Here is a 24980-nt window from a genome sequence, read left to right on the forward strand (position 1 = left end):
CGACTACTGCATAGATGGTGGGCTTCATGTCCCCCGCCTCCCCGCGATCTTGAAATGACCAGGGGAATGTACATGACTTGAAGATCACTCACGGCCGTTTCGCAGCTCGATTCTGCGCGGCCTCTTGACGGTGATTGGGTCATCTTTCAACGCGTCGCCGCCGTCAAGGATCCGGTTCAACTGCTGGTAGCACCGGTCTGGAGTGCGGCCGGACTTCGATCGGATGGCCTCATCGTCGATCCGTCGGCGTGCCGCTAAATGTATTCGAATTCAAGTACTTCGGAGAAGACCCCCCGAATGTTCGGGGGGTCTTCTGTTTAGCGTCGGGCAGATTCAGGCGATCCAGACCGTCTTGATATTGCAGAACTCGCGGATGCCATGGGCCGAGAGTTCGCGGCCGTACCCCGAGCGTTTGATGCCGCCGAAGGGGACCTCCGGGTAGGACACCGTCATACCGTTGATGAAGACCTGTCCGGCGTCGAGCTCGTTGATGAAGCGTTGTTGCTCGGCTTCTTCGCGTGTCCAGGCGTTGGAGCCCAGGCCGAAAGATGTGGCGTTGGCGATCTCGATCGCTTCGTCGATGTCGGTTGCGCGGTAGACCGAGGCGACCGGACCGAACACCTCTTCGCCGAATATTGGCATGTCCTGGGTGATATCGGTGATGACGGTCGGTGGGTAGTACCACCCTGGGCCGTCCGGGCGTACGCCGCCGCAGCGGACGGTGGCGCCGGCCGCGACGGCCTGCTGGACCTGCTTGTCGACCTCGTCGCGTCCCTGCTCGGTGGCCAGGGGCCCGACGTCGGTGGCCGGGTCCGTGGGGTCGCCGACGCGTAAGGCAGCCATCTTCTCGACAAAGCGCGACAGGAAGTCATCGTAGATATCGCGATGGACGATGAATCTCTTCGCGGAGATACAGGATTGGCCGTTGTTTTGGACTCTGGCCGTGACCGCGGTCGATACCGCCTGCTCAAGGTCCGCCGACGGCATCACGATGAACGGGTCGCTGCCGCCCAGTTCCAGCACGGTGGGTTTCACTTCATCGCCGGCAATCGCGGCCACTGAGCGCCCCGCTGGTTCGCTTCCGGTGAGCGTGGCGGCCGCCACTCGCGGATCACGCAGAATCCGTTCAACCGCACCGGCCGGCACCAGAAGCGTCTGGAAGCAGCCGTCGGGGAAACCGCCGCGAGCGATCACATCGGCGAGGTACAGCGCGGACTGCGGCACATTCGACGCATGTTTGAGCAGGCCCACATTGCCCGCCATGAGTGCCGGAGCCGCGAACCTCACCGCCTGCCAGAGGGGGAAGTTCCACGGCATCACCGCCAGTACCACCCCAAGGGGTTGGTACTGGGCGTAGGCTTGTGATGCTTTGACGGCAAACGCGTCTGCCGATTCCGGAGCGAGCATGGATTGCGCGTGCTGTGCGTAGAACCGGAATCCCTTGGCGCACTTGAGTACCTCGGCCTTAGCCGAGGCCAAAGTCTTGCCCATTTCCAGCGTCATCAGGGCGGCAACATCATCGGCCTCCGCCTCCAGGAGACCGGCGGTAGCTACCGCCCAGGCCGTGCGTTCGGCGAAACTTGTTGTGCGGTACTGCCTGAACCGCTCGTGTGCGCGTCCGATGGCAGCGTCGATTTCCACATCGGACGCTGGTACGAAGGTTTTGATCGTCTCTCCGGTGGCCGGGTTGATCGTTGCGATAGGCATGTCTCTAGCGTGCCACTACCGTAGGAAAGATGAGCACAGCTGCCCAATTAATGGTGAAGTGTTTGGAAAACGAGGGTGTCTCCGTGGTCTTCGGGATACCGGGGGAGGAGAACATCCGGTTTATCCAGGCACTCGCGGCATCGGACATCCGCTACATCCTTACCCGTCATGAGCAGGGCGCGGCATTCATGGCGGAAATGTATGGCAGGGTCACCGGGCGTGCCGGGGTGGTATCCGCCACGTTGGGTCCCGGGGCAATCAACCTGCAGCTGGGAGTCGCCGACGCATCGACAAACAGCACGCCCCTAGTCGCGATCTCAGCCCAGGTGGGGCAGGACCGGGCTTATAAGGAATCTCATCAGTATGTGGACCTGGTGGCGATGTTCCGCCCGATTACCCGCTGGGCGGACGGTGTTCCCACCGCCCGCGCGATTCCGGAAATGTTCCGCAAGGCCTTCAAACTCGCGGAGACCGAACGGCCGGCGGCCGTCTTTCTGGCGGTGCCGGAAAATATCGACGCTGATGGCGCCGATTATGAACTGAATCCGCTGCCGCGCAATGTGGTACACGCCGAGGCGCCGATGGCCGGCCAGGTGCAACGGGCGGTCGATATCCTGCGGCGGGCGCATCGGCCGGTGGTGCTGGCCGGTCACGGCGCCGCCCGTGGCAATGCGACCGCAGCACTCATCCGGTTCTCCGAGGAGCTCGGCGTGCCGGTGGCCAACACCTTCCACGGTAAGGGCGCGATGCCCGATGATCACCCCAATAGCATGGGGACAGTTGGTTTCATGCGGCGCGACTACGCCAATTTCGGCTTTGAGCACGCCGATGTGATTGTCGCGGTGGGGTATGAGCTGCAAGAGTTCGACCCCGTCCGTATCAACCCGCTCGGTGACAAGGAGATCATCCACATCCATAGGTTCCCGGCCGAAGTCGATGCACACTACTCGGTGTCGGTGGGAATCATCGGCGATATCAGCGCGTCGGTCAACGCGCTCACCGACGACCTCGCCGGACATCGGTTCGACTGCAAGTCCGCTCCCGGATCCGCCTTGCTGGTCGAGGAATTCGCTCGGGGACAGCAGGATTCACGATTTCCCATGGCGCCACAGCGGATCGTGGCCGATATCCGGGCCACCCTGGGGCGCAGTGACATCGTGCTTGTCGATACCGGCGCCACCAAGATGTGGATGGCGCGTCTTTACCCGACCTACGAACCCAACACCTGTCTTGTGTCCAATGGCTTGTCCACCATGGGTTTCGCGTTGCCCGGAGCACTCGGTGTCAAGCTGGCCCGTCCCGACGCGAAGGTGCTCGCCGTCGCGGGTGACGGGGCATTCCTGATGAACTCGCAGGAAATCGAGACTGCCGTACGCGAGCGGATTCCGCTGGTGGTGCTGATCTGGGAGGACGGGGGCTACGGGCTCATCGAATGGAAGATGGACCTCGAACTTGGCGAACACCATCATGTCTCGTTCACCAACCCCGACATCGTTTCCTACGCGGAGAGCTTCGGAGCCAAGGGCTATCGCATTACCGCCGCGGACCAATTACAGCCGACGTTGCAAGCCGCTCTTGACGATGATGGCGTTTCACTGATCGCCTGCCCGGTTGACTACTCAGAGAATCTGAGACTTACCGACCGGCTGGGGCAACTGGACGCGACGCTGTAGTAACTGTCGCGGCTATGGTCGCGGTTGCTTCCCGGACAGGATGGGAAGCACGTGTTCTGTGAGCAGCGGCGCCAGATCTGTCGGGTATGGCTCGTCGAGCAACTGCCAGCGCAGTTCTTCGATTTCGGCGGCGGGTTGACTGACCGGTACCGGCGGATGCGCGAACACCGTTGACTCAACATCGAATCCGGGTTCGTTCGCGGCCGCGGCCCGAAAGACTCCAATCGGTTGCAGTGCGGCGGGTTCCAGATCTATCGAGAGCTCTTCACGGACCTCGCGCACGGCAGTCTCCGCGGCGCTTTCACCAGGGTCGGGCTTCCCGCCGGGCAACATGAACCGACTACTCCCGCGTTTACGGACGGTCAGAACCGCTCCTCGATCGTCGCGCAGTATGACGGCACTGACCCGTATGGTCGGCATGGTTTCGCTCCTGCTCACGTTGCCAGCATAGAAACCGTCAGACCTCAAATGCCGCCGCCACGAAGGCGTCGTCGGCGACATCCATCCCGCCGGGATCCCGAACGTGAAGTCCTGTGTATCGAGCATCGCCAGCTACCTTGCGTCACTGCCGATTTAACGCACCCTACTTGCCTAGGGTAGCTGGCGCATCTGATTACCTGCGGGCCTCCGGCAAGATCTTCGCCACCCGGAGTTTCCAGTGCGTGTGGCTCATTTCGCTGCGCGCTTGCATGCCACCGTGATGTAGGCGATCTGGTGGTCGATGTCATGGGACCAGGTGACGCCTCCGCGGGTGCCGGGACCATCACCAACGCCGCCACCGGCCTTGGTCTGTGTGGTGGTGTCCGCCCATACCGCCGGACCTATCCGAGTGCCGACCACCGATCCGGCATCCAAGGCGCAGTTGCCAATTCGCTCGTACTGAACTTTATAGCCCTGCGATTGGAGCTCAGCACCGAGTTCGCTGGGTTTCTGAGGAGATTGAGGTCCTGCGGAGGCGGGCGGCGCGCACAGCAACGCGAGAGAAGTACACGCCGCGGCCGACAAGCCGAGGGTAGATTGGAACATGCCACACCTTCCTGGAGTGGTTCTGAAGGCGTTGGCGGCGGGAGACTTTGGCGAGACGACCGCCGCCAACGCTTCTGTGAGATTTCACCGCTACGCACAACGGCAGCTGAGCTCCATGCATTCCCCGATCGGCGAGGCCACGCTCACATAGCCGTTTTCCGGCGTCCGGATGTACTCCAAATATGGTTTGCTGCTTTCGAATCCAACGTTGTCGGCGATCACCAGCGCGCCCGGGGCCAACTTGTCTTCCAGGATCTTCAGGATCGGCAGGTCAAGATCCGGCCAGCCATCCAGCAGCAGAAATTCGATCGGTCCGTCAACGGCTTTCAGGGTTTCACGAGCGTCGCCTTCCAAGATGGTGATGAGGTCGGACACCCCGGCGTCGGCGAAGGTCGCACGTGAAGCGGCGATTTTCGCCCTGTTGAGCTCGGTCGTGATGACGCGGCCAAAACCGTTGTCGCGAACGGCTGCGGCCGAATGCAGAGTCGAGATCCCATAGGAGAGTCCGTACTCGACGATGGTCTTCGGCTTGGTGGCACGGATCAGGCTGTAGAGGAGTCGTCCGGCATCGGGTGCGATCGGAACGTAGACGTTCTGGAAGAGCTCGGCACGTTCTTCGACGGACTTCTTGTGGAAGGTGTCGCGGTCCACGGGAACCGCATCGTGCGAAGCGTTCTGGAAGAGCCGGTCGACGATCGTGGCGAATTCGGGTTCGTGAAGTGTTGTGGTCATGATTCCTAGAATAGACGCAACGTATCGTCTAGTCTAGGGTGGTGATTCGATGGATGTTGTGAATGAGATGGCGAGGCCCCAGGGGGTAGACGACTCGCGCCGTCACTTCGGCAACCGGCATGGCCGTAGTGAGACCGCACGCGAGGCGGTCATTCACGCCGCCGACGATCTGCTGGTCGCCAAGGGCTACGCCGGGGTCACCATGGAGGGCATCGCCAAGGCGGCGGGCGTGGCCAAACAGACCGTCTACCGATGGTGGAGTTCAAAGGCCGAGGTGCTGATGGATGTCTTCCTCGAAGACGCCGCGTCCCAGCTGGACCCACCGGATCTTGGCGGCCTGGCTACCGATCTGCGGCACCATCTGGGCGCCACCGCGCAATTTCTGACGACCGACGATGCGGGTGCGGTGTTCCGCGCCCTGATTGGTCAGTCACAGCATGACGCACAGCTCGCGGATACATTCCGGGCTCGCTATCTGCGCGAACAGCAGGCTCGCGACCAGATTCCGCTCGCCCGTGCGGTGGCGCGAGGGGAATTGCCTGCCGACGTGGATGTTGCTCGCCTGGCTGAACAGCTGGTGGCGCCGTTGTACTACCGCGTCATTGTGACTGGCGAAGCGGTGGATGACGCCTTCCTCGACGGCCTGGTCGGGGATTTCGTGCGTCGATTGAAATGATGTCGATAAGACTCACATTTCACGCCAATATCATTGCCGGCGTGTTGTAGTACCACCGAATACGAACGCACGACCAGCCGAGTGAATCCGGGTGCTGGGACTCACCCGCACGGATTAGCGGGCGGCCGTACCGGATCCACAACCACCTCACAGTTAGAGGACTCGCCGGAGAATCCGATGCCCGGTTGTCGGGTTTTGGACGACTATTGCAGAACAATGGTCAATTGTTATGGGCAAGCTACAGTCTGACCAGTCGCAGCGCTGGGTGCTGTCGAAGGGCCGCCTGGTTGTCGGTACGGCTGCCGCATTTGTCATGGCCATCACGGGTTTTGGCTGGGCTGGGTACAACACGACGGTGGGGCAGATCATCACTTCGCATGTGCTGCCTGGAGTGCTCACTCCCGTCGGCCAGGACCAGAACATTCTGCTCATGGGGCTCGATAGCAGGCTTGACCAGAACGGGCAGCCGCTGCCACAGGAAATGTACGACGCACTGCACGCCGGTGACGAGACATCGGGTGGGTACAACGCGAATGTGCTGATTGTGGTGCACATTCCCGGCAACGGCGGTCCCATCAGCGCGGTATCGATCCCGCGTGATGACTATGTGAATCTGTCGGGCTGCCCCGGGTCGGTCTGCAAAGGCAAGGTCAAGCAGGCCTACGGATTTGCCTACCAGCAGGCGCTGGATGCGCAGGCGAACGGCAACTCAGATGCCGCGGGCGCCAAAGATTTGACCGCGCGTGAACAGGCCGCCCGTGAGGCGGGGCGCAAGGCCGAGATCGACACCGTGAGTGACTTCCTGGGTGTGCAGATCGATCACTTCATTGAAGTGACACTCGCCGCGTTCTTTCAGATTGCCAAGACTGTGCAGCCGATCACGGTGTGCCTCAACCACGACACGATCGATGAGTTTTCCGGCGCCAACTTCCACGAAGGCGTTCAACAGATCGACGCATCTCAGGCGATGGCCTTCGTCAGGCAGCGACGGGATGAAAACGACGGGTCATTCACTGATATGGACCGAACCCGTCGTCAGCAGGCATTCCTGGTATCGCTTCTGGCCGCAGTGCGCAAGGGCGGGGCGATGTCGGACCCCGGCGCGATACGGAACATCGTGAACGTCGCACACGACAATGTCGCGATCGATTCCGGCCTGAACATTGTCGATTTCGCCGCGCGCGCCTCGGAATTGACCAAGAGGCCGACGTCCTTCTACACGCTGCCCATCTCCGACTTCGGCGAGGATTCGAACGGTTCGGACGTCAACATCGTCGATCTCCCGACGGTCCGGCAGATCGTGCACGACCGCTTCTCTTCCGATGCCGCGCCCGAGGCGCCCAGTGCCGGCGCGGCTTCCCCGCCGCCACCGCTTGCGGCGCCCGTGGTGCTCAATGTTGTCAACGCGACATCGCGCGACGGACTGGCAGCCGCGGTCGAGGATGCCTTCACGGCGCGTGGATTCACCCGTGGCCGTGCCTCCACGGCGGAAACCCAGTCAACGGAGAGCTCCATTGTCTACGGATCGGATGCGCAAGAGGGAGCGCAGGCCCTCGCCGATCAACTACACCTGCCGATGGCGGAATCCGGTGCGGTCGCACCCGGAACCGTCCAACTGACCGTGGGGTCGCAACTCCCCGTGGACGACTACATCGCGCATCACAGCGCCGGGGCGAAGAGTGGCTCGTCGGCAGACGCCAGTCCCGCCGACAAGATGACCGCAGTTGCCGCCACGGGCACCGGCATTCAGGCACCCACCCCTACCGACCTGAGTCAGCTCACCGCGAACGGCGTTCCATGCGTTAAGTGATTCGCGTGCGGATCACGGCTGCGTACGAAACCGGACGTGCAAGGCGCGCACGTCGTCGGCGAGATCCGGTGCGGGACCGTCGGTCTCGATGCCGGGTGCCACCTCATTGATGGACAACGAGGCAACCGGGCTCGAGGGCGCGCCGAGCTCGGTGAGCCACTGTGTCAGCTGGGCAGAGGAACTGGCGTACACAATGCGCCCCAGTCCCACCCATGCGTGCGCTGCCGAGCACATGGGGCAATGCTCTCCGGAGGTGTAGACCGTGGAGGATGCGCGGTCGGTGGGCGACAGATTCCCGGCGGACCATCGAGCAAGTTCGAATTCGGGGTGACGGGTGGAGTCTCCCGCGCCGACACGATTGCGATCCTCGGCCAGTACGGCTCCGTCGGGCCCGGTGAGTAGCGACCCGAAGGGCTCGTCTCCGGCGTCGAGCGCCTCGGCGGCAAGCTCGACGCAGCGACGCAGATGTCGGATGTCGTTGTCGTCCATGATCTTCCCATCGTAGCTCCGGTGGCCTCACTACCCGCCGGTGATTAAGCCCGGTAGCAGGCATTTCGGCGGTTCGTCATAAACTGGTCTTATGGCTCTTCCTCCGGGCACCCCCGACCTCGGTGTGCTGGACCTGTTGGTATCCGTGGCCGAGGCGGGCAGCCTGGGTGCGGCGGCACGTCAGCACGGTATTTCACAGCCCGCCGCCAGTATGCGAATCCGGGCGCTTGAACGCCGCCTGCGGCTGGTGCTGCTGGAACGCGGCCCCACAGGTTCACGGCTCACGGACGCTGGGCTGGCGGTGGTGGGTTATGCCACGCCGGTGCTTGCCGCGGCACGCGAGTTCGTCACCGGGGTGGCTGCGCTGCACTCCGATCAAGCGCCGCGCTTGGTTGTCGCCGCGTCGCGCACCATTGCCGACCATCGGATGCCGTTGTGGCTCACCGCTCTTCGGGCACGGCATGCCGATGTCGCGGTATCCCTCGAGGTTGGAAACACACAGCAGGTGTGTGAGCTGGTGCGGGGCGGCGGGGCGACGCTGGGGTTCATCGAGGGACCGCATGCACCGCCAGGCCTGGGCGGGGAAGTGCTGGGTGCTGACGAACTGGTCATCGTGGTCGGACCCACACACAAATGGGCCCGTCGGCGCAAGCCGGTGACGCTGCGCGAGCTTGCGATCACCCCGCTGCTCATGCGCGAGCCCGGATCCGGCACCCGCGACACCGTGTGGGAGGTGTTGAGTGAGGTGTGTCAGCCCGCGGCACCGGCGGCCGAGCTGGGCTCCGCGGCCGCGATCAAGGCCGCCGCGGCAACAGGATTGGCGCCGGCGGTACTCAGCCGCCTCATCGCGGCGCCTGAATTGTCGGCAGGAACACTCATCGAGGTCACGCCTGCCGACGGCACCGTCTTCACCCGCCAATTCCGTGCCGTATGGCTGCCGGGCACTCCGCCAACGGGACCGGCGCGGGCATTGGTGGACCTTGCGGCGCTGACGGATTAGGACTGCAGTGACCGTAGGTAGCGACGGCGGAAGGCCTTCTGTGCCACTAGAAGTACCGGGAACGCTTGCCGCCAGAGACCGGATGGCGCGGCCTGCGTCAGGGATCGAAGCGTGAGAAACACGGTGCCGTCAGCGTCGCGGTGGACGATGAACGCCTCCTCGCCCGACACCGGGTGTCCCGGCAAGGTGCCATAGGCGAATCCGCACCGGACGTCGGTGTCCGCGACGGCAACAATGCGCACGGGCTCGTGGACGGCGAGCGGCCCCCAGCCGAAGCTGATCTGGAACTCGGCGCCGTCGCTCACCGCGATGTCGGGGACAACGCGGAACCCGCTGCGCTGTTTGACTTCCCAGTTCAGAACCGCATGGGTGGCCGCACGCCAGAAGTCATCGCCGCGGCCGATGGTGATGGTCTGTTCGAATCGTCGTAGCCCGGGGGGAGTGGCGGGCCACCTCTCGTGACCCGGGCGTGTCGCGCCTGCGGGTTCGTAGGTCAATACGTCGGAACTCATGGAACCTGTCCAATGCGGCGGGGGGTGAGGTCATCGAATGTCACTGGCTCTGCACAACTTTGGCAAGTCGGCTGGACATGCAGCGCCGATCCGCATTGGTGTTCCCAAACGCTGGGTGGGGGCCCCTGCGTCACGAACTTGTCACCCCACTCCATCAGTGCGAACAGCACAGGTCGAAGAGCGCGCCCCGATTCGGTCAGCAGGTATTCGTAGCGGGGAGGGCGCTGTTCGTACTGACGTTTCTCCAGAACGCCCGCGTCCACGAGCTTGCGCAGTCGAGTCGCCAGGATGTCGCGGCTGGCGCCGGTATTGCGGACGATCTCGTCGAAGCGCCGATTGCCCAGCATGATCTCCCGCAGGGCCACTAGGGTCCAGCGTTCCCCGACGACGTCGAGGGCATTGGCTATTGAGCAGGTTCTCATAGTCGTGAAACCCAACTTAGCACGGTATGCGGTCGATCACAGTTAGTTGTGATTTCCAACTAACTGGGCGTATACCGGAAGAACAGGAGTTCAACGGCGAATCCAGGAGGTAGGTCATGAGAGATGCAGTGATCGTCGACGCGGTGCGCACACCCGTCGGCAAGGGCAAGCCGGGCGGGTCACTCTCGGGCGTACATCCCGTCGATCTGCATGCGCATGCCATCCGGGCGCTCGTCGAGCGGACGGGAATTGACCCTGCCCTTGTCGACGATGTGATCAGCGGTGCCGTGGGACAGGTGGGCGAGCAGAGCTCCAACACGGCACGCTGGGCGGCCTTGGCCGCCGGACTTCCGGAGACGGTTCCCGCGGTGACCGTCGACCGCCAATGCGGCAGTAGTCAACAGGCCATCCACTTTGCCGCGCAAGGAGTTATCGCCGGCGCCTATGATGTGGTGATTGCCTCTGGCATCGAGTCGATGAGCCGGGTGCCCATGGGTAGTCAGAGCCTGGGTAAGGATTTCTTTGGTACCGAGGTGGCCGCCCGCTACCCGGATGGGCTTGTCCCGCAGGGCATCAGCGCCGAGTTGATCGCGGCGAAGTGGGGGCTGTCGCGCGAGCAGTTGGATGCCTTCGCCGCCGAGAGCCACCACCGCGCCGCGCGGGCGTGGGACGAGGGGCGGTTCGCGCGTGATGTGGCGCCGATCAAGGCCCCTAACGTGAATGGTGAACTGATCGAGGTAACCACCGACGAATCCGTACGGCCATCAACCACCGTCGATGTTCTGGCCGGCCTCAAGCCCGCGTTCCGTAATGAATTGTGGGAGCAGCGCTTTCCACAGATCGATTGGAAGGTCACGGCAGGCAACTCCTCGCCGATCAACGACGGTGCGTCTGCTGTGCTCATCACGTCCAGTGAGACCGCGCAACGTCTTGGCCTGACACCCCGCGCCCGCGTGCATTCGGTCGCGGTAGTGGGCGACGACCCGTTGTACATGCTGACCGGAATCATCCCGGCGACCGCGAAAGTCCTTGATCGTGCCGGGTTGTCGTTGGCAGATATCGATGCCTTCGAGGTCAACGAGGCCTTCGCCTCGGTGGTCCTGGCGTGGCAGGCCGAGACCGGCGCGGACCTGTCCAGGGTCAACATCAACGGCGGAGCCACCGCGATCGGGCATCCGCTGGGGGCCAGCGGCGGACGGCTCATGACGACGCTGGTGTCGGTGTTGGAACAGACTGGCGGACGCTACGGCCTACAAACGATGTGCGAGGCAGGCGGTTTGGCCAACGCCACCATCATCGAGCGGTTGTAGGTAGGGGGCGGAACCGATCACGGAAGGGTCGTGCGCATCAACATCACGTTGTACGCAGACCACAGTGAGAGGTTGAAGTAGAGCTCCTTGCCGGTGGTCCACGGATGCAGGTACGGCGCGTAAGGCCCGCCCGGCATTTGGGACTCGGTGACGATGACCTGCGGCGGGCTCCAGGGGCCTTGGGGTGCGGGGGAGGTGGAGAGCAGCACGTCTCCCTGCTTGTCGCCATACATCACCAGATACTTCTTCAGATAGGTGTTGTACTGCGCGGACATCTCACCCACCGGACCCGAGAGGATCGGTGTCGCGGCATTGGGATCTCCCGGCACCCAGGTTCCCCGGTCGGTGTTCCAGAACTCGTGCTGGCGGGCGTCGGGCAGGTTTCCGGGCAGCGCGCGCGACACGAAGCCGGATCCGCTTCGCCCGGCAGGGGTTCCGAAGATGTAGATGTATCCGTCGTTGCCCTTGACGTAGGCGGCCTGTTGGAAGTTTTCGTTCCCGGGGGTGAACGGCACCTGGCTGATGGCGTCCGGAGATGCCGGGCGGATGCTCTGCGGGAAGGTCTTCCAGTTCTGGCCGTTGTCGTTGGACACCGCGGTAGCCGAGTAGTTGGTGGTCCACTCGCCGGCGCTATCCCAGCTCTTGATGGACATGTAGTTCATGTACTGGGACCGGCCGACGGAGATGGCGGCGGTGGGGATGATGCCGCGTTCTTGGGCGGCCCATTTGATGGGCGGGATGATCTGCTTGGAGTAACCCGGGCGGGACTGCGGGGAACCGGCGTACGGGTTGGATGTCGATCCCTCCGCCACCGCAAGGCCGTGGGAGAGCGACTTGTCCTGGGTGCGCAGCAGGGTGTTGTAGCGCCACTGTTGGCTGCGCATCCCGCAGTATCCGTAGGTGTCGCCGAAGGCCATCAATACCTGGCGGCCGGCGTTATCGCCGTTGTCCCACATGATTCCGAGGTCGGTGCCGGAGATGCTGAACTTTTGAAGTGTGTTGGCGCCGGTGTCCACACCGGTCACCCAGCCGACCACTGATGTCGAGGGGGAGACGGCGGCTGCGGGGGCCGGGCCGACGGCCGGTGCCGGAGGAGCGGGAGCGACGGCGGCGGCCTGCCGGTCTTGCAGGTCGTTCGGAGAGCCCGGCTCCGGCGGGTTGGGCAAGCCCGGGTGCGCCAGTTCCTGCGCCCACCCGGACGCCTTCTTCGCGCCCTGTTGAGGCAGGACCTGTTTGAGGATTGCCAGGGGCAGCTTGCCCAGCTCTGGTAGTGGGGCCTTGTCGTTGGCGCCGGCGGGCCTGCGGCCGATCGGGGGAGCCTGACCGGGTATGCCGTCGTCGGGGACCGGAGTCGGTGGCTGAAGTCCTGCGGCGGGACCGGTGCAGGGGTCGGCGTACGCCAAGGGGGCGATATCGACCGCAACGCTTGATCCGATAACGGCCGAGGTCATCAAAACCACGGAGATCCGGCGGCGCGTCGACATGTCAGACCTTCCCGGGGCAGGACGTCACATCGACGTCAGCAATTGACTCCCGTGACAATAGTGGCAGGTGAGGCCAATGTGGCTATTGGTGCATCGATAGGTACGTTCCCGTGACCGGGCCGAAACCGAGGGCGTCGGCGCCGTCCGATTTCTGGATGTGATGATCAGTTATCTCTTGTTGATGGTGCGGGTGCTGGCGAATTACCTGGATCTGCCGCATCGGCGCCGCATCTGAGGTCGATGACAGCTATCTTGACTCCCATGGCTTCAGGGTCGAAGACGCCCACTGTCCGTGTCACCACTCCCAACGGGACCGTCGAGGGATTCGTGCGCGGAGGTGTGCGCCGCTTCCGGTCCATTCCCTATGCCCGTCCGCCGATCGGGTTGCTGCGTCTGCGTGCACCACAGCCGGTGTTGCCGTGGGACGGAGTGCGCGACTGCACCGAATTCGGCGCAGCGGCCCCACAACGACGCCGCTACCGCGTGCTGGGACCGGGTCGTGTTCAGCGCGCAAGCGAGGACTGCCTGACGGTCAACGTCGTGACACCCGATCGTCCATCCAACGATCCGCTGCCCGTCATGTTCTTCATCTACGGCGGCGGCTATCTGCTGGGCAGCTCGGCGACCCCGCTGTACGACGGTGCCTCCCTGGCTCGGCGTGGATGCGTCTATGTGTCGGTGAATTACCGCGTGGGTGCACTGGGCGCCCTGGACTTGTCGTCGCTGTCCGATCGCGATCACACCATCGACGGGAATCTGTTCCTGCGCGATGTGGTGCTGGCATTGCAGTGGGTGCGCGAGAACATCAGGACATTCGGCGGCGACCCGGGCAACGTGACGATCTTCGGGGAAAGCGCGGGGGCCCACTGCGTCGAGACGCTGATGGCCACCCCTGCTGCCGCGGGTCTGTTTCACCGTGCGATCTGCCAAAGCACCGCCAGTGGCATGGCAGTGCCGGCCGAGTCGGCTGCCCTGTATGCCCAGAAGTTCGCGGAAATTCTTGGTGCGACAACGGAGTCAGCTGCGGATGCGGTGCTGCGGGCGACCCCCGCCGAACTCGGCGCGGCGCTGGACGCGCTGATCGCCGACATCGTGACCAACATGCCGGGCGGCTCATTCGCGATAGGCCCATGCATCGACGGGCACTACCTGCCACGCCATCCCGTCGAGGCAATGGAACATGGTGAGGCACATCGGGTCCCATTGATCGTCGGTCACAATGCCGATGAGGCCAAGCTTTTCACCCGGGTACTGAAGATGATGCCGCTGTCCGAGTCGGCGCTGGAAGGCATGCTGGCACGAGGCGGACCGGGTCATCGCGATCGCATCGTGGCGGCATATCCCGGGTATCCGGAGCGCTCCGCTCGCGTGAAGCTGGCCGGTGACATGAACTTTTCCACGGCCGCCTGGCAAATGGCCGAGGCTCACCATCGCTATGCGCCGGTGTATTTCTATCGCTACGACTACGCGCCCGGGGCGCTGCGGATGGCCGGGATGGGCGCCACCCACGCCACAGAACTGCTCGCCGTGTTCGATAGTTATCGTGGCGCCATGGGCACCATGATGGCGGGCGCCATCGGTCGTCGTGATGCCGTGCGGGTGAGCAATGACGTGCAACGACGATGGCTTGCCTTCGCGCGCAGCGGGATTCCCGGTGACGGTTGGCCCACCTATGAATCGCCGGATCGTGCGGTGATGGTGTTCGATCACGCCACCCGCGTGGAGCTGGACCCGGAGGCCACCCGGCGCGCGGCATGGGAAGGATTCAGCCTCACTCTCTAATCAGGCATTGTGGGCCAACCGGTTGGTTGCCTAGGATGTGCCGATGGCAAAGAAGCCCATCCGCATCAATACCGCCAACGGCACCGTCGAAGGATTCACCCGGGGCGGTGTACATCGTTTCCGTGGGATTCCCTATGCCGAGCCGCCGGTGGGTCTGCTTCGCCTGCGTGCACCTCGCCCGGCTCAGCCGTGGACGGGGGTGCGCAAGTGCCGTACGTGGGGCGCTGCCTCCATTCAGCAGCAGCGCTACGCGATCATCCTGCCCGGCAAGCCGCAGAAGCTCAGCGAAGATTGCCTGACCCTGAACGTCGTCGCCCCCGAGGGGCCGATCAGCGGGCCGCTGCCGGTCATGTTCTTCATCCACGGCGGCGGGTATTTCTTGGGCAGCTCGGCCACCCCGCTCTACGACGGGGCGAGCCTGGCGCGGCGGGGCTGCGTGTATGTCTCCGTCAACTACCGGCTGGGTGCCCTTGGCTGCGTAGATCTTTCGTCGCTGTCGGATGACAAGCACACCATCGACAGCAACTTGTACCTGCGCGACTTGGTGTTGGCGTTGCAGTGGGTGCACGACAACATCGGTGCCTTCGGAGGCGATCCCAACAACGTGACGATTTTCGGGGAGAGCGCCGGATCACACGCGGTGAACACGCTGCTCGCCGTGCCTTCGGCGGGGGGCTTGTTCCACCGGGCGATCTGCCAGAGCACCGCCACCGGGCTGGTGGTCAACCCCGAGGATGCCGCGATCAATGCTCGTCAGTTCGCGAAATACCTGGGCGCTACCGACGCGAACGCCGCCGAAACTGTGCTGTCGGCGAAGCCGAAGGATTTGGTGAAGGCGCTGTTCCGTCTGATTGGGTCGGCCAAGCATGTGCCGGGACTGTCGTTGCGGATCGGGCCCAGTATCGACGGCGATGTGCTGCCGCTGGATCCCAACGAGGCCATGGAACGCGGTGAGGCGCATCGTATTCCGCTCATCATCGGGTACAACGCCGAAGAGGCGACCCTGTTCACGAAGATCCTCAAGATTCTGCCGATCACCCCGCAGGCCCTCGAGCACTCGCTGTCCAAGGGCGGACCTGATTTCGTCCAGCGCATTGTCGCGGGCTACGACGGGTATCCGGCGCCGAAGGCGCTGCTGAAGCTGGCAGGGGATCTGGCGTTCGGTTCGGCGGCGTGGCGCGTGGCCGAGGCACATAGCCGTCACGCGCCCACGTACTTCTACCGGTACGACTACACGACGCAGGCATTGCGCCGTTACGGGTTGGGACCCACCCATGCCATCGAACTGCTCGCAGTCTTCGGCACGTACCGGACTATCGCCGCGCCGTTCCTCGCCGGCCGCAAGGACCGGGCGACAGCGCGCGCTGTCAGCGATGAGATGCAAAGCCGCTGGCTGTCATTCGCGCGCACCGGGGTGCCCGGTGACGGTTGGCCCACCCATACGGTGCCCGATCGTCAGGTGTTGATCATCGACAACCCGTCCCGTTTGGAGGCCGATCCTGATGGGGATCGGCGCCCGCTGTGGCAGGACGTCGCCTCCATCGCCTAGCCGACCCGCGGCGGTACGTTGGGGTCATGATCATCGTGACGAGCAACGACATCCCCGGATACAAGATCGGCGCGGTTTTCGGTGAGGTCTTTGGCCTCACCGTGCGGTCGCGGCACATCGGCTCCAACCTCGCGGCCTCGTTCAAGTCGATCGCCGGTGGCGAGCTCAAGGGCATCACCCAGTTGCTGCACGAGAGCCGCCGCGAGGCACTGTCCCGGCTGGCGGCCGAGGCGGAATCGAGGGGCGCCAATGCCGTCGTCGCGTTCCGTTTCGAGACCACCGAGTACGCCAACACGGGTGTCGAAGTGTGCGCGTACGGGACGGCCGTCGGCATTCAACCGATCCAATAGCGGCCATTCAGTAAGACACGGTTCATCTGATCCAGGCAGAATCAGGTGCGTGAGCAACGCGCGCGCCGGACAGCCTGCCCAGCCGGAAGATCTCATCGACATCGCCCACGTGGTGACCGCCTACTACGCGATAGAGCCCGATCCGGGGGATGTGGCGCAGCAGGTCGTGTTCGGGACCTCCGGGCACCGCGGGTCCAGCCTCGACGGTGCCTTCAACGAGGCGCATATCCTGGCGACCACCACGGCGATCGTCGAGTATCGGGCCTCGCAGGGCATCGACGGTCCGCTGTTCATCGGTCGTGATACTCATGCGCTCTCCGAGCCTGCGTGGACCAGCGCGCTGGAGGTGTTGGTGGCCAACGGTGTTGTGGTCGCGGTGGATTCGCGGGACCGATACACGCCGACTCCGGCGGTGAGCCACGCCATCCTGCGGCACAACCACGGTAAGACGACGGGGTTGGCGGATGGGATCGTGGTGACTCCCTCGCACAACCCGCCCCGGGATGGTGGGTTCAAGTACAACCCACCACATGGCGGGCCCGCCGACACCGATGCCACGGGTGCGATCGCCGCGCGCGCCAACGAGATTCTGCGTTCGGGCTGGGGTTCGGTGAAGCGGATCCCGTTGGTGCAGGCACTCAAATCGGTGCAGCGCTACGACTTCCAGCAGACCTACGTGGACGATCTGGCCAACGTGGTCGATCTGGACGCCATCTCGGGTGCCGGAATCCGGATCGGCGCCGATCCGCTCGGTGGAGCCAGCGTCGACTACTGGGCCGCGATCGCCGACCGGTGGTCGCTGGAGCTGACCGTGGTGAACCCGCTGGTGGATGCCACCTGGCGGTTCATGACCCTCGATCACGACGGCAAGATCCGGATGGACTGCTCCTCGCCGGATGCGATGGCCTCGTTGGTGGCGTCGCGCGATAAGTACCAGATAGCGACCGGGAACGACGCAGACTCCGATCGGCACGGCATCGTGACTCCCGATGCGGGACTGATGAATCCCAACCACTACCTGGCAGTGGCCATCGATTACTTGTTCAGTCACCGCGATGGCTGGGCGGCGCAGACGGCGGTCGGTAAGACGCTGGTGAGCTCCTCGATCATCGATCGGGTGGTGGCGGGGCTGGGCCGGACCCTGATCGAGGTGCCGGTCGGCTTCAAATGGTTTGTGAACGGGTTGATCGACGGGACAATCGGTTTCGGTGGTGAGGAGAGCGCCGGGGCATCCTTCTTACGTCGCGACGGCTCGGTGTGGACCACCGACAAGGACGGCATCATCGCCGCCCTGCTGGCCTCGGAGATTCTGGCAGTCACCGGGTTGACGCCGTCGCAGCGGTACGCGCAGCTGACCGAGAAGTACGGCGCCCCAACATATGCGCGCGTTGATGTGCCGGCGAGCCGTGAGCAAAAGGCCGTGCTGAGCAAGCTCTCACCCGAGCAGGTGAGCGCCACCGAGCTGGCCGGCGAACCCATCGTCGCCAAGCTGACCAACGCGCCCGGTAATGAGGCGCCGATCGGTGGGCTCAAGGTTGTCACCGAAAATGCCTGGTTCGCGGCCCGGCCGTCGGGCACCGAGGATGTATACAAGATCTATGCAGAATCATTCAAGGGTGCCGAGCACTTGAGCCAGGTACAGGACGCCGCACGGGAGGTTGTCTCCGCGGTGATCGGTTGAGTGGCTGTCCCGACTACAACGAGGTCAACGCGGCGGTAACGCCACGTCTGCCGTGGGAGATCTGGGTTCTGGTTGTCGCGAGCCTGGTGATCGCGCTCGGATTCGGCGTGGTGGCGCCGGCGCTGCCGCAGTACGCCCGCAGCTTCGGGGTGAGCGTGACCGCGGCGACCGCGGTAGTCAGTTCCTTCGCGGCCTTCCGGCTGGTGTTCGCACCCGCGGCCGGAGCGCTGGTGCAGCGACTGGGGGAGCGCTGGGTCTACATGACCGGCCTGCTGATCGTCGCCACGTCCACCGGCATCTGCGCCTTTGTGCACAGCTATTGGCAGCTGTTGGTGTTCCGGTCACTCGGTGGGATCGGTTCGACCATGTTCACCGTGTCCGCGGCCGCGCTGCTGGTGCGCATCGCGCCCGAGCAGATCCGGGGCCGCGCCCAGGGGCTGTACGGCTCGAGCTTTCTGCTGGGGATGGTGGCCGGGCCCGCGGTGGGCAGTGCTGTTGTGGGCCTGAGTCTTTCTGCTCCCTTCATCATCTATTCGGCGGCGCTGGTGATCGTCGCGGCACTGGTCTACTTCGGGCTGCGGCGCTCCACACTGCTGGAGGTTGCCGACGAGCATCACATCACCCCGGTGACGTTGACGTCGGCGCTGCATCACCGGACATTCCTGGCCGCGTTGATGTCGAATTTCAGTGCGGGATGGGCGATCTTCGGGATCCGTGGGGCGCTGCTGCCGCTGCTGGTGGTCGAGGTGCTGCATCAGCGGCCGGGTGCGGCCGGGCTGGTGTTCGCCGCATTCGCGGCAGGGGATGTGTCCACGGCCTTCCTGGCCGGGTCGTGGTCCGATGACATCGGTCGTAAGCCGCTGGTGGTCGCCGGGCTGCTGGTGTGCGGTTCCACCGTGGTCGCGATGGGCTTCGTGTCGTCGCTGCCGGTACTCATCGTGCTCTCGCTCATCGGCGGGATCGGTGCGGGCTTGTATGCGTCTCCGCAGCAGGCCGCCGTGGCCGATGTGGTGGGCAGCAGGGGCAGGGCGGGGACGGCGCTGGCCACCTTCCAGATGACCTCCGATATCGGGCTGGTGATCGGGCCCGTCGTGGCCGGGGTTATCGCCGAGCAGACGTCCTACGGGTGGGCGTTCGTGGTGGGCGGCGCGATGCCGCTGATCGCGGCCGTGGCGTGGGTATTCGCCCCCGAGACGCTGGGGAGACTTGCGTCACCGCAGGTTAGGAGTATGCAGGAAGTAGCAGAGGATGTCGGCGGTCCCGAGCGCTGAGATTTTGAGAGCCCGTCGCCGTGGTGTAACTTCGTGCGGGCACGCAGAACTAAACATGGGGCTATGGCGCAGTTGGTAGCGCACCACACTGGCAGTGTGGGGGTCAGGGGTTCGAATCCCCTTAGCTCCACAATAATCCCAGGTCAGACGACCTGGGATTTTTTGTTGCTCGGGCCAAGATGTCCCCAAGGGGACCCCAAAGGGACACTAATTCGCGCGACGCCGAAGTATGCAGGTCCAGCACGGTCCAGCCCCTGCCGTTGGGCCCTACGGGCCAACTATCACCAGCCAAGCCCTCAATTCAACTACCGGTACGGGCGACTTCGGACTCAGGGTCAGTCAGTTCTGGAAAACCGGAGACGCCACCCACGCATACGACCCCCGTGTCTACAACACCACCTGCACCATCCAATAGGAGGAGCCCGCGATGACTCAAACACGAAGGACCCGTATAGCCCAGGTAATGTGCGGCGCCGCACTAATAGCCGCATGCCAACAAACCACTACCGCGGCCGCCGAACCCCCCGGCTTCCCCGACCTAAACACGTACGCTCAAGTGTCAGTGGACTCCTATGTCCAGGCGGCCAGCAGAGGAGCGTCGGCCATCGGTTTCTCGACGGCGGAGGGTGTTAGCTGCAGTATGAGTCACCCACCGCATCCAGCTGGCCAGAATCAGCTCATCAGCTGTTGGGGCCCGTTGCCGGGGCTTCAAGATATTCACGCCATCGGCTCGGGACCCTGCGATACGGGTCTTGTAAACAAATATGGCGATAACACGTACGGCATATCCCATAAGAAGGACGAATGCAAAAAGTATCCACCTTCGTCAAAACTGCTTAATCCGGGGCAGAAGATTTCCTACGGCGATCAGACCTGCGGGGTCGGCGACGGTGGATCGGTGGCCTGTATCGATAGATCTATAGGCGAGAATGGGTTTGTGTTGCAGCCCTCCGGGTCATTTTCTTTCTAACCGAAGATGGATGAAAAGTGCAACGGTGCGAGGTGCTGCGGTACACAAGTATCGCCGCAACACGCCGCGTCTGAAAACAGGGGAACTTCTTTGCTAAAGACGGTCGGGGTTGTCGCAAGCTTGTGCATTTTTGTGGCCACCGGATGCGCTAGTGCCGCTGATACGCCGCAACCGAAGTCACCTGCCGCACACCAGGAGTCGACTGATTTTGCGAACATTCCCGGCCAGTTCCCGTCGCCGGGGTCGCTGACGGCTAATGGTCAGGCCGAGGCTCCGGTGGGTGGATGTGTGAATTTGGGCGGCGAGCTGGTGAATGCGTCGTTGACGGTGGTGGATTGTGGCTCGGACCGAAATACCTACCGGATCGTTCAGCGTGTGAATGTTCCGAAAGAATGCGGCGACACCGATCGATCCTTCTACCACGACTCCGAAGCCACCGGGCAGTACACCGCGTGCCTGGACTTGGCGTGGGTCAAGGACTCTTGCATCAGTCTGGGGCAGCCTGTATCGAAGGTTGCCTGTACCGACACCAACGCGCCCAAACGGATCAAGCCGCTCAAGATCATTCTGGACACCACAAGCCTTGATGGTTGTCCGAGCGGCGGCTATAAGCATCCGCAGCGTCGGTTCACAGTGTGCACTGAGGCGCAGCAGTAGCCTGTGACTCGGTGCCATGAGCGCGTGTCCGCACCGGGTCGCGTTGTCGCCCTGGCGTCCCCGCTCAGCGAGCACCGAGTCGGGTGCCGGGTGAGTGATGCATGGCCCGATGATCATGGGCTCGGGCGGGTCGGTTGACGATGCGAATGATGTTGCGGCACATACGCTCGAGCTCGTCTCAGACGCGGTCAGGGGTTCAAATCCCCTTAGCTCCACAATAATCCCAGGTGAGAGGGCCTGGGATTATTTGTTACTCGGGCCAAGACCCTTGTCTTCGTCTCGCCTGGTAGATCGCGGGCACTCTTAACTCCCCACGCTGAAGGTTATGGTCAGGCTCAGTCGCTGCGTATTCGTGAAGGAGCTCCCCATGTCTCGCGTAGAGGATCGTCTCGCTATCGCCGACCTGTTGACGGGCTGGTTGCACCGCGACAATGGCCAGTGGGATGAGCTCGCCGCACTGTTCCACGAAGACGCGACAATATCGGTGACATGGTTCTCCGGAGCGGCACGGGATTTCGTCGCTGCCTCGCGTGATCACGGCGCCGGCAATGCGCGCAACAAGCATCTCATCGCTAGCCCGTATGTCACCTTTCATGGGGATCGCGCGCTCGCCGAGACGAACATCATGATCGTGGCCGACAGTCCAGAGGCGAGACTGGGCTGTGTGTCGCACGCTCGCTTCTTTGATCGGATCTCGCGGCGCGACGGGGTATGGCGCATCGAGCAGCGCAATGCGATCTACGACATTGCCGCGTTCACGTATCCCGATGGCCCTGTCGATGTGGACCCGGAGGCGCTCGCACGTCATCCGAGGGAGTACGCCGCATTCGCGTACTTCCTCGAGCTGACCGGCAGTGCGGTCGTCGTAGTGCAACCAACACGAGGCAGCGACCAGGAGGCCGCGATCAAAACGACAGGGCATGAGTGGCTTAGGGCTTGAGCACCGAATCGGTAGCGTTGGTTGATGGGCTATTTGGGATCGCACGGGAAAGGCATCACGACGATGCGTCGAGTTCTGGAACGACCCCGCTACGGCCTATTCGTCGTCCTGGCGCTGATATGTGCGCTATGCGCTTCACCTGTCGCGTCCGCGGACACCGTTCAGATCTCCCCGGCGAATGAACGTCGGCTTCAAGAGCTGCTGACCGAACGAAACCGCCTCGCGGCCGAGAACCCCGCGCAGCTGAGCGCCGGGATATCGGCCTTCTTTCTGCAGGTGCCCTACGGAGCCGACACCCTGGTTGGATCCTCTTCCGTCCCGGAACAATTGGTTGTCGAGCTCACACGCGTGGACTGCTTCACATTCGCCGACTATGTCGAAGCACTGAAGCGGTCCAGTAACCGTGCCGATTTCCTGGCGCAGCTGACCCAGATCCGTTATCGCGCAGGAGAAGTCAGCTTCACACAGCGCCGCCACTTTTTCACCGACTGGGCCGCCGATGCGCCCATCAACGCCACCGACGTGACGGCGAGTCTTGGGGCGCCCACGGAGCAGGTAGCCAAGATGCTCAACCTGAAGGATTCCGGTGGCAGTTACCTGCCTGGGCTTGTGCCGCGGCCACGCACAATCGTCTATGTGCCGAGTGCCCGTGTCTCCGACGGTGTCATCGCGAATCTTCGCGACGGTGATTACCTGGGCGCCTACGCGACGGCCGGCGGGCTCGACGTCACGCACGTAGGGATTTTCTTGCACACGCCAACCGGGCCGGTATTGCGCAACGCCTCGTCGTTGAAGGTGAACAACCAAGTTGTGGACACACCGCTGAGGGAGTACCTCGCTACGGTCCCGGGGATTGTGGTGCTACGGCCGACTCGCTGACCCTGCGACAGGACTGAGGGCGTCCGCCGAAGTCCGTACTCCCGAGATGCCGCCGGGAGCGTTGGGCGGAGCCGGAGGTGGTGCCACGGGGCTCAGTGCGTCGGCCGATACGGATACGCCCGAGCGTGCCGGGGGAAGCAGCGGAACCCCGATCGCCGCGGGGTATCCCGGTGGCCCGTACTGCAATGGCCCGATCACCGGCGGGGGTGGGGGTGTTACGGGGCCGGGGTCGGCGTGTGCGATACCCGTACCCACGGACAATGCCAGGATGGAGGCTACGAGCAGGGCGGCACCGTGATATCGGGGAATTCTGTTGAACAGCAACATTTGTCGCTCCTAGTTGAGGACGTAGGGATCGCCGTATACGGACAACTGCGTCTGCTGTACGGCGCTGGCAACGGCGAATGTCGCGTAAGAGCGCACGGTCACCGGTCCGCCACAGGCATCCACCTTCACATGAACGTCTTGCATATCCAGTCGCCCCATGCCTGCCGTCACGGGCATGGTGCCCATCGCGATGGTGGTGATCACGCCCGGCTGCAGGTCGGTCTGCACAAAGCCGCCGATCGCGCCGGTGCCGCCCACCTGAACCCCCGGCTGGCCGCTGATGGTCGCGCCGACCGATCCCGCCAGCTGACCGGTGCCGCCAATCTGAAGACCCTGTGACACGTCGACCTGGCAGCCGACTTGGTAGCCCGCGACGAAATTGGCCGCGGTGACGGGATTGCTGCCGCTGCCACCGATATTCGCTTGCGCGGACAGCGTCATGAACGCCTCGCGAGAGTTCTGCGCACCGGCCAGATTGGGGACCGCGTTGATCACCTCGCCCGAGAGGGCAACCGACAGGTGCCAGCCATCGATGGTGGTGCGTTGGCTGGATTGCGGAGCCATTTCGACGGGCTCGGCCCAGCTGGTTGCCGATGTGGTGAGGGCCAAGCCGATCGCCACCACGGTTGCTCCGGCGATCAAGCCGGGCCGGTTCGATCTGTTCACAGTGGGTTCCTCCAATCAAATAGTTTGAGTAGAACTAACGATTTGATTAAAGCAGATGATACGGATGTATGTACTATTGGGGCCATGAGCGAGTTTCCGCCTGAGGATCACCCCAGCCCAGCGGGGTTATTCGGACCTCTGTTCGAGATCCTCCTGCGACGCATGCATGTCGAAGTAGCTGCCGTATTGGGTAAGCACGAACTGCGGCTGCTGCATATGGGTGTGCTCAACGTCTTGACTGCTGCCGGCAAGCAGTCGCAGGCGGACCTCGCGGAAGCCCTGCGTGTGGACAAGACCACCATGGTCGGGCTTTTGAACGACCTGGAAGCCGTTGGCTTCGTCGAGCGGCAGCGGTCCCCGGAGGACCGTCGCCGTCACGATGTGGTTATGACGCCGGTCGGTAAACGCCGGAACGCCGAGCTAGTAGAGGCGCTCAGGGGAGCGGAGGGTCGGGTGCTGTCCGCCCTGAGTGCGACACAGCGATGTGAGCTGTTTGCGCTATTGGAACAGGCATTTCTGGCGGGGGCCGCAGACCCGCGGCCGGTGTGAATCGTACGCGTCGCCTGATGGATGTCATTCCGGGACAGGAGTATTGATCACCTAATCGGCGGCCCAGGCTTTCGCGCGGTCCAGCTCGTCGAGACCGAACAACGAGATCTCACCGGGCACCATCCACGCGAGCGCGTGCAGGGTGTGCGCCACCCATTCCTTGTCGGTCACCACTGCGATCTTCTTGAAGGCCGAATGGTGCTGGAATAGCATTCCGAAGCCCAGTTTCAGGTCTGCGGCGAGCCCGCCGGGTCCAAAGCCCTCGTAGTCGCTCGCGATCACCTCGACGATCCGCAGCTCATCGCCCGTCAGGGACTCTTTTATGGTCGGAGCGAGCTCGCGTAGCTCATCGCCGGCCACCTTGCCGGACACCCGGAACCCAACCACTCCCTGAGGCAGATCGGACAGTACTTCGATCATCGTTTCTCCTCGCTGAAGCTGCGGGCCTCGTTCCATCGTAGGTCTGACGAGCACCTTGAGGTCGGTCGAATGCGGGGCAAATCCGTGGGAAGGTGAGA

General features: G+C 63.5%; 26 protein-coding genes and 1 tRNA gene. 15 read left to right on the forward strand and 12 right to left on the reverse strand.

The window, feature by feature from the left end; all coding sequences use genetic code 11:
- Positions 1-84: 84 nt before the first annotated feature.
- Both BKG76_RS25560 and BKG76_RS18005 read right to left on the reverse strand, forming a co-directional pair.
- A complete protein-coding gene (locus BKG76_RS25560; protein ID WP_407937663.1) occupies positions 85-270 on the reverse strand; it encodes a DUF3263 domain-containing protein in 186 nt (61 codons plus the stop codon).
- A 63-nt stretch (positions 271-333) separates the two neighbouring features.
- Positions 334-1707: an NADP-dependent succinic semialdehyde dehydrogenase gene (locus BKG76_RS18005; protein WP_070938799.1), complete on the reverse strand. Its 1374-nt coding sequence runs from the start codon at positions 1705-1707 to the stop codon at positions 334-336.
- A gap of 29 nt (positions 1708-1736) precedes the next feature.
- Here BKG76_RS18005 and BKG76_RS18010 point away from each other — a divergent pair, with 29 nt between their 5' ends.
- Positions 1737-3380: an acetolactate synthase large subunit gene (locus tag BKG76_RS18010; RefSeq protein ID WP_070938800.1), complete on the forward strand. Its 1644-nt coding sequence runs from the start codon at positions 1737-1739 to the stop codon at positions 3378-3380.
- 12 nt (positions 3381-3392) lie between these two features.
- Here the strand turns inward: BKG76_RS18010 and BKG76_RS18015 are convergent, their stop codons facing one another.
- The 3 genes from BKG76_RS18015 to BKG76_RS18025 all read right to left on the reverse strand — a co-directional run bounded on the left by BKG76_RS18015 (position 3393) and on the right by BKG76_RS18025 (position 5138).
- Positions 3393-3746, reverse strand: coding sequence for an NUDIX hydrolase (locus tag BKG76_RS18015; protein WP_236737608.1), 354 nt, complete (start codon positions 3744-3746; stop codon positions 3393-3395).
- A 303-nt stretch (positions 3747-4049) separates the two neighbouring features.
- Complete coding sequence (locus BKG76_RS24905; RefSeq protein ID WP_109420790.1) at positions 4050-4406, reverse strand: hypothetical protein; 357 nt, start codon at positions 4404-4406, stop codon at positions 4050-4052.
- 90 nt (positions 4407-4496) lie between these two features.
- The gene (locus BKG76_RS18025; protein WP_070938802.1) at positions 4497-5138 is read right to left on the reverse strand and encodes an O-methyltransferase; all 642 of its coding nucleotides are present in this window, start codon (positions 5136-5138) and stop codon (positions 4497-4499) included.
- Between the two features lie 67 nt (positions 5139-5205).
- Here BKG76_RS18025 and BKG76_RS18030 point away from each other — a divergent pair, with 67 nt between their 5' ends.
- Both BKG76_RS18030 and BKG76_RS18035 read left to right on the forward strand, forming a co-directional pair.
- Positions 5206-5814 carry a TetR/AcrR family transcriptional regulator gene (locus tag BKG76_RS18030; RefSeq protein WP_109420898.1) on the forward strand — a complete coding sequence of 203 codons (609 nt, stop codon included), beginning with the start codon at positions 5206-5208 and terminating at the stop codon, positions 5812-5814.
- 229 nt (positions 5815-6043) lie between these two features.
- Positions 6044-7624, forward strand: a complete 1581-nt coding sequence (locus tag BKG76_RS18035; protein ID WP_070938804.1) for an LCP family protein — start codon at positions 6044-6046, stop codon at positions 7622-7624.
- 12 nt (positions 7625-7636) lie between these two features.
- Here BKG76_RS18035 and BKG76_RS18040 read toward each other — a convergent pair whose 3' ends face one another.
- Positions 7637-8113, reverse strand: coding sequence for a nucleoside deaminase (locus tag BKG76_RS18040; protein WP_070938805.1), 477 nt, complete (start codon positions 8111-8113; stop codon positions 7637-7639).
- Between the two features lie 91 nt (positions 8114-8204).
- On the opposite strand from BKG76_RS18040, the gene BKG76_RS18045 reads away from it, so the two are divergent.
- A complete protein-coding gene (locus BKG76_RS18045) occupies positions 8205-9113 on the forward strand; it encodes a LysR family transcriptional regulator (protein ID WP_070938806.1) in 909 nt (302 codons plus the stop codon).
- On the opposite strand, the gene BKG76_RS18050 is transcribed toward BKG76_RS18045, so the two are convergent.
- Positions 9110-9625: a DUF1990 family protein gene (locus BKG76_RS18050; protein ID WP_070938807.1), complete on the reverse strand. Its 516-nt coding sequence runs from the start codon at positions 9623-9625 to the stop codon at positions 9110-9112. The two genes, BKG76_RS18045 and BKG76_RS18050, sit on opposite strands and share 4 nt — an antisense overlap.
- Positions 9622-10047, reverse strand: coding sequence for a winged helix-turn-helix transcriptional regulator (locus BKG76_RS18055; protein ID WP_070938808.1), 426 nt, complete (start codon positions 10045-10047; stop codon positions 9622-9624). Before BKG76_RS18055 ends, BKG76_RS18050 begins: the two co-directional genes overlap by 4 nt.
- A gap of 116 nt (positions 10048-10163) precedes the next feature.
- Between BKG76_RS18055 and BKG76_RS18060 the strand changes: the two genes are divergently transcribed.
- Positions 10164-11357, forward strand: coding sequence for a thiolase family protein (locus tag BKG76_RS18060; RefSeq protein WP_070938809.1), 1194 nt, complete (start codon positions 10164-10166; stop codon positions 11355-11357).
- 17 nt (positions 11358-11374) lie between these two features.
- Here the strand turns inward: BKG76_RS18060 and BKG76_RS18065 are convergent, their stop codons facing one another.
- A complete protein-coding gene (locus BKG76_RS18065; protein ID WP_070938810.1) occupies positions 11375-12841 on the reverse strand; it encodes a DUF4185 domain-containing protein in 1467 nt (488 codons plus the stop codon).
- Between the two features lie 261 nt (positions 12842-13102).
- On the opposite strand from BKG76_RS18065, the gene BKG76_RS18070 reads away from it, so the two are divergent.
- The 9 genes from BKG76_RS18070 (at position 13103) to BKG76_RS18110 (ending at position 22920) form a co-directional block, all read left to right on the forward strand.
- Positions 13103-14623 (forward strand): carboxylesterase/lipase family protein, encoded by a 1521-nt coding sequence (locus BKG76_RS18070; RefSeq protein WP_070938811.1) that lies wholly within the window; start codon positions 13103-13105, stop codon positions 14621-14623.
- Between the two features lie 43 nt (positions 14624-14666).
- Positions 14667-16172 carry a carboxylesterase/lipase family protein gene (locus tag BKG76_RS18075; protein ID WP_070938812.1) on the forward strand — a complete coding sequence of 502 codons (1506 nt, stop codon included), beginning with the start codon at positions 14667-14669 and terminating at the stop codon, positions 16170-16172.
- Positions 16173-16198: 26 nt separating this feature from the next.
- Positions 16199-16522 (forward strand): YbjQ family protein, encoded by a 324-nt coding sequence (locus BKG76_RS18080; RefSeq protein WP_070938813.1) that lies wholly within the window; start codon positions 16199-16201, stop codon positions 16520-16522.
- A gap of 49 nt (positions 16523-16571) precedes the next feature.
- A complete protein-coding gene (gene pgm, locus BKG76_RS18085) occupies positions 16572-18203 on the forward strand; it encodes a phosphoglucomutase (alpha-D-glucose-1,6-bisphosphate-dependent) (protein WP_070938814.1) in 1632 nt (543 codons plus the stop codon).
- Complete coding sequence (locus BKG76_RS18090) at positions 18200-19474, forward strand: MFS transporter (RefSeq protein ID WP_070938815.1); 1275 nt, start codon at positions 18200-18202, stop codon at positions 19472-19474. The genes pgm and BKG76_RS18090 overlap by 4 nt, the downstream gene beginning before the upstream one ends.
- A 57-nt stretch (positions 19475-19531) precedes the next feature.
- Positions 19532-19604, forward strand: a tRNA-Ala gene (locus BKG76_RS18095).
- A gap of 930 nt (positions 19605-20534) precedes the next feature.
- Positions 20535-21101 (forward strand): LppU/SCO3897 family protein, encoded by a 567-nt coding sequence (locus tag BKG76_RS18100; RefSeq protein ID WP_109420792.1) that lies wholly within the window; start codon positions 20535-20537, stop codon positions 21099-21101.
- A 367-nt stretch (positions 21102-21468) separates the two neighbouring features.
- On the forward strand, positions 21469-22041 hold the full coding sequence (locus BKG76_RS18105; protein WP_070938817.1) for a nuclear transport factor 2 family protein: 573 nt from the start codon (positions 21469-21471) through the stop codon (positions 22039-22041).
- Between the two features lie 24 nt (positions 22042-22065).
- On the forward strand, positions 22066-22920 hold the full coding sequence (locus tag BKG76_RS18110; protein WP_070938818.1) for an N-acetylmuramoyl-L-alanine amidase-like domain-containing protein: 855 nt from the start codon (positions 22066-22068) through the stop codon (positions 22918-22920).
- Here the strand turns inward: BKG76_RS18110 and BKG76_RS25025 are convergent.
- Both BKG76_RS25025 and BKG76_RS18115 read right to left on the reverse strand, forming a co-directional pair.
- The gene (locus BKG76_RS25025; RefSeq protein ID WP_131815825.1) at positions 22903-23247 is read right to left on the reverse strand and encodes a hypothetical protein; all 345 of its coding nucleotides are present in this window, start codon (positions 23245-23247) and stop codon (positions 22903-22905) included. The two genes, BKG76_RS18110 and BKG76_RS25025, sit on opposite strands and share 18 nt — an antisense overlap.
- 9 nt (positions 23248-23256) lie before the next feature.
- The gene (locus BKG76_RS18115) at positions 23257-23913 is read right to left on the reverse strand and encodes an MspA family porin (RefSeq protein ID WP_407937655.1); all 657 of its coding nucleotides are present in this window, start codon (positions 23911-23913) and stop codon (positions 23257-23259) included.
- A gap of 84 nt (positions 23914-23997) precedes the next feature.
- Between BKG76_RS18115 and BKG76_RS18120 the strand changes: the two genes are divergently transcribed.
- Positions 23998-24462 carry a MarR family winged helix-turn-helix transcriptional regulator gene (locus tag BKG76_RS18120; RefSeq protein ID WP_070938819.1) on the forward strand — a complete coding sequence of 155 codons (465 nt, stop codon included), beginning with the start codon at positions 23998-24000 and terminating at the stop codon, positions 24460-24462.
- A 51-nt stretch (positions 24463-24513) separates the two neighbouring features.
- Here the strand turns inward: BKG76_RS18120 and BKG76_RS18125 are convergent, their stop codons facing one another.
- A complete protein-coding gene (locus BKG76_RS18125) occupies positions 24514-24882 on the reverse strand; it encodes a SpoIIAA family protein (protein ID WP_070938820.1) in 369 nt (122 codons plus the stop codon).
- Positions 24883-24980: the final 98 nt, after the last annotated feature.

The sequence above is a fragment of the Mycobacteroides franklinii genome (genome assembly GCF_001853795.1).
GTDB lineage: Bacteria > Actinomycetota > Actinomycetes > Mycobacteriales > Mycobacteriaceae > Mycobacterium > Mycobacterium franklinii.

What these genes read in the sequence shown, in the direction of transcription:
- BKG76_RS18005 (WP_070938799.1), bottom strand. Translation starts at nt 1,707, where the DNA reads ATGCCTATCGCAACGATCAACCCGGCCACCGGAGAGACGATCAAAACC.
- BKG76_RS18010 (WP_070938800.1), top strand. Translation starts at nt 1,737, where the DNA reads ATGAGCACAGCTGCCCAATTAATGGTGAAGTGTTTGGAAAACGAGGGT.
- BKG76_RS24905 (WP_109420790.1), bottom strand. Translation starts at nt 4,406, where the DNA reads ATGTTCCAATCTACCCTCGGCTTGTCGGCCGCGGCGTGTACTTCTCTC.
- BKG76_RS18025 (WP_070938802.1), bottom strand. Translation starts at nt 5,138, where the DNA reads ATGACCACAACACTTCACGAACCCGAATTCGCCACGATCGTCGACCGG.
- BKG76_RS18030 (WP_109420898.1), top strand. Translation starts at nt 5,206, where the DNA reads ATGGCGAGGCCCCAGGGGGTAGACGACTCGCGCCGTCACTTCGGCAAC.
- BKG76_RS18035 (WP_070938804.1), top strand. Translation starts at nt 6,044, where the DNA reads ATGGGCAAGCTACAGTCTGACCAGTCGCAGCGCTGGGTGCTGTCGAAG.
- BKG76_RS18040 (WP_070938805.1), bottom strand. Translation starts at nt 8,113, where the DNA reads ATGGACGACAACGACATCCGACATCTGCGTCGCTGCGTCGAGCTTGCC.
- BKG76_RS18045 (WP_070938806.1), top strand. Translation starts at nt 8,205, where the DNA reads ATGGCTCTTCCTCCGGGCACCCCCGACCTCGGTGTGCTGGACCTGTTG.
- BKG76_RS18050 (WP_070938807.1), bottom strand. Translation starts at nt 9,625, where the DNA reads ATGAGTTCCGACGTATTGACCTACGAACCCGCAGGCGCGACACGCCCG.
- BKG76_RS18055 (WP_070938808.1), bottom strand. Translation starts at nt 10,047, where the DNA reads ATGAGAACCTGCTCAATAGCCAATGCCCTCGACGTCGTCGGGGAACGC.
- BKG76_RS18060 (WP_070938809.1), top strand. Translation starts at nt 10,164, where the DNA reads ATGAGAGATGCAGTGATCGTCGACGCGGTGCGCACACCCGTCGGCAAG.
- BKG76_RS18065 (WP_070938810.1), bottom strand. Translation starts at nt 12,841, where the DNA reads ATGTCGACGCGCCGCCGGATCTCCGTGGTTTTGATGACCTCGGCCGTT.
- BKG76_RS18070 (WP_070938811.1), top strand. Translation starts at nt 13,103, where the DNA reads ATGGCTTCAGGGTCGAAGACGCCCACTGTCCGTGTCACCACTCCCAAC.
- BKG76_RS18075 (WP_070938812.1), top strand. Translation starts at nt 14,667, where the DNA reads ATGGCAAAGAAGCCCATCCGCATCAATACCGCCAACGGCACCGTCGAA.
- BKG76_RS18080 (WP_070938813.1), top strand. Translation starts at nt 16,199, where the DNA reads ATGATCATCGTGACGAGCAACGACATCCCCGGATACAAGATCGGCGCG.
- BKG76_RS18105 (WP_070938817.1), top strand. Translation starts at nt 21,469, where the DNA reads ATGTCTCGCGTAGAGGATCGTCTCGCTATCGCCGACCTGTTGACGGGC.
- BKG76_RS18110 (WP_070938818.1), top strand. Translation starts at nt 22,066, where the DNA reads ATGGGCTATTTGGGATCGCACGGGAAAGGCATCACGACGATGCGTCGA.
- BKG76_RS25025 (WP_131815825.1), bottom strand. Translation starts at nt 23,247, where the DNA reads ATGTTGCTGTTCAACAGAATTCCCCGATATCACGGTGCCGCCCTGCTC.
- BKG76_RS18120 (WP_070938819.1), top strand. Translation starts at nt 23,998, where the DNA reads ATGAGCGAGTTTCCGCCTGAGGATCACCCCAGCCCAGCGGGGTTATTC.
- BKG76_RS18125 (WP_070938820.1), bottom strand. Translation starts at nt 24,882, where the DNA reads ATGATCGAAGTACTGTCCGATCTGCCTCAGGGAGTGGTTGGGTTCCGG.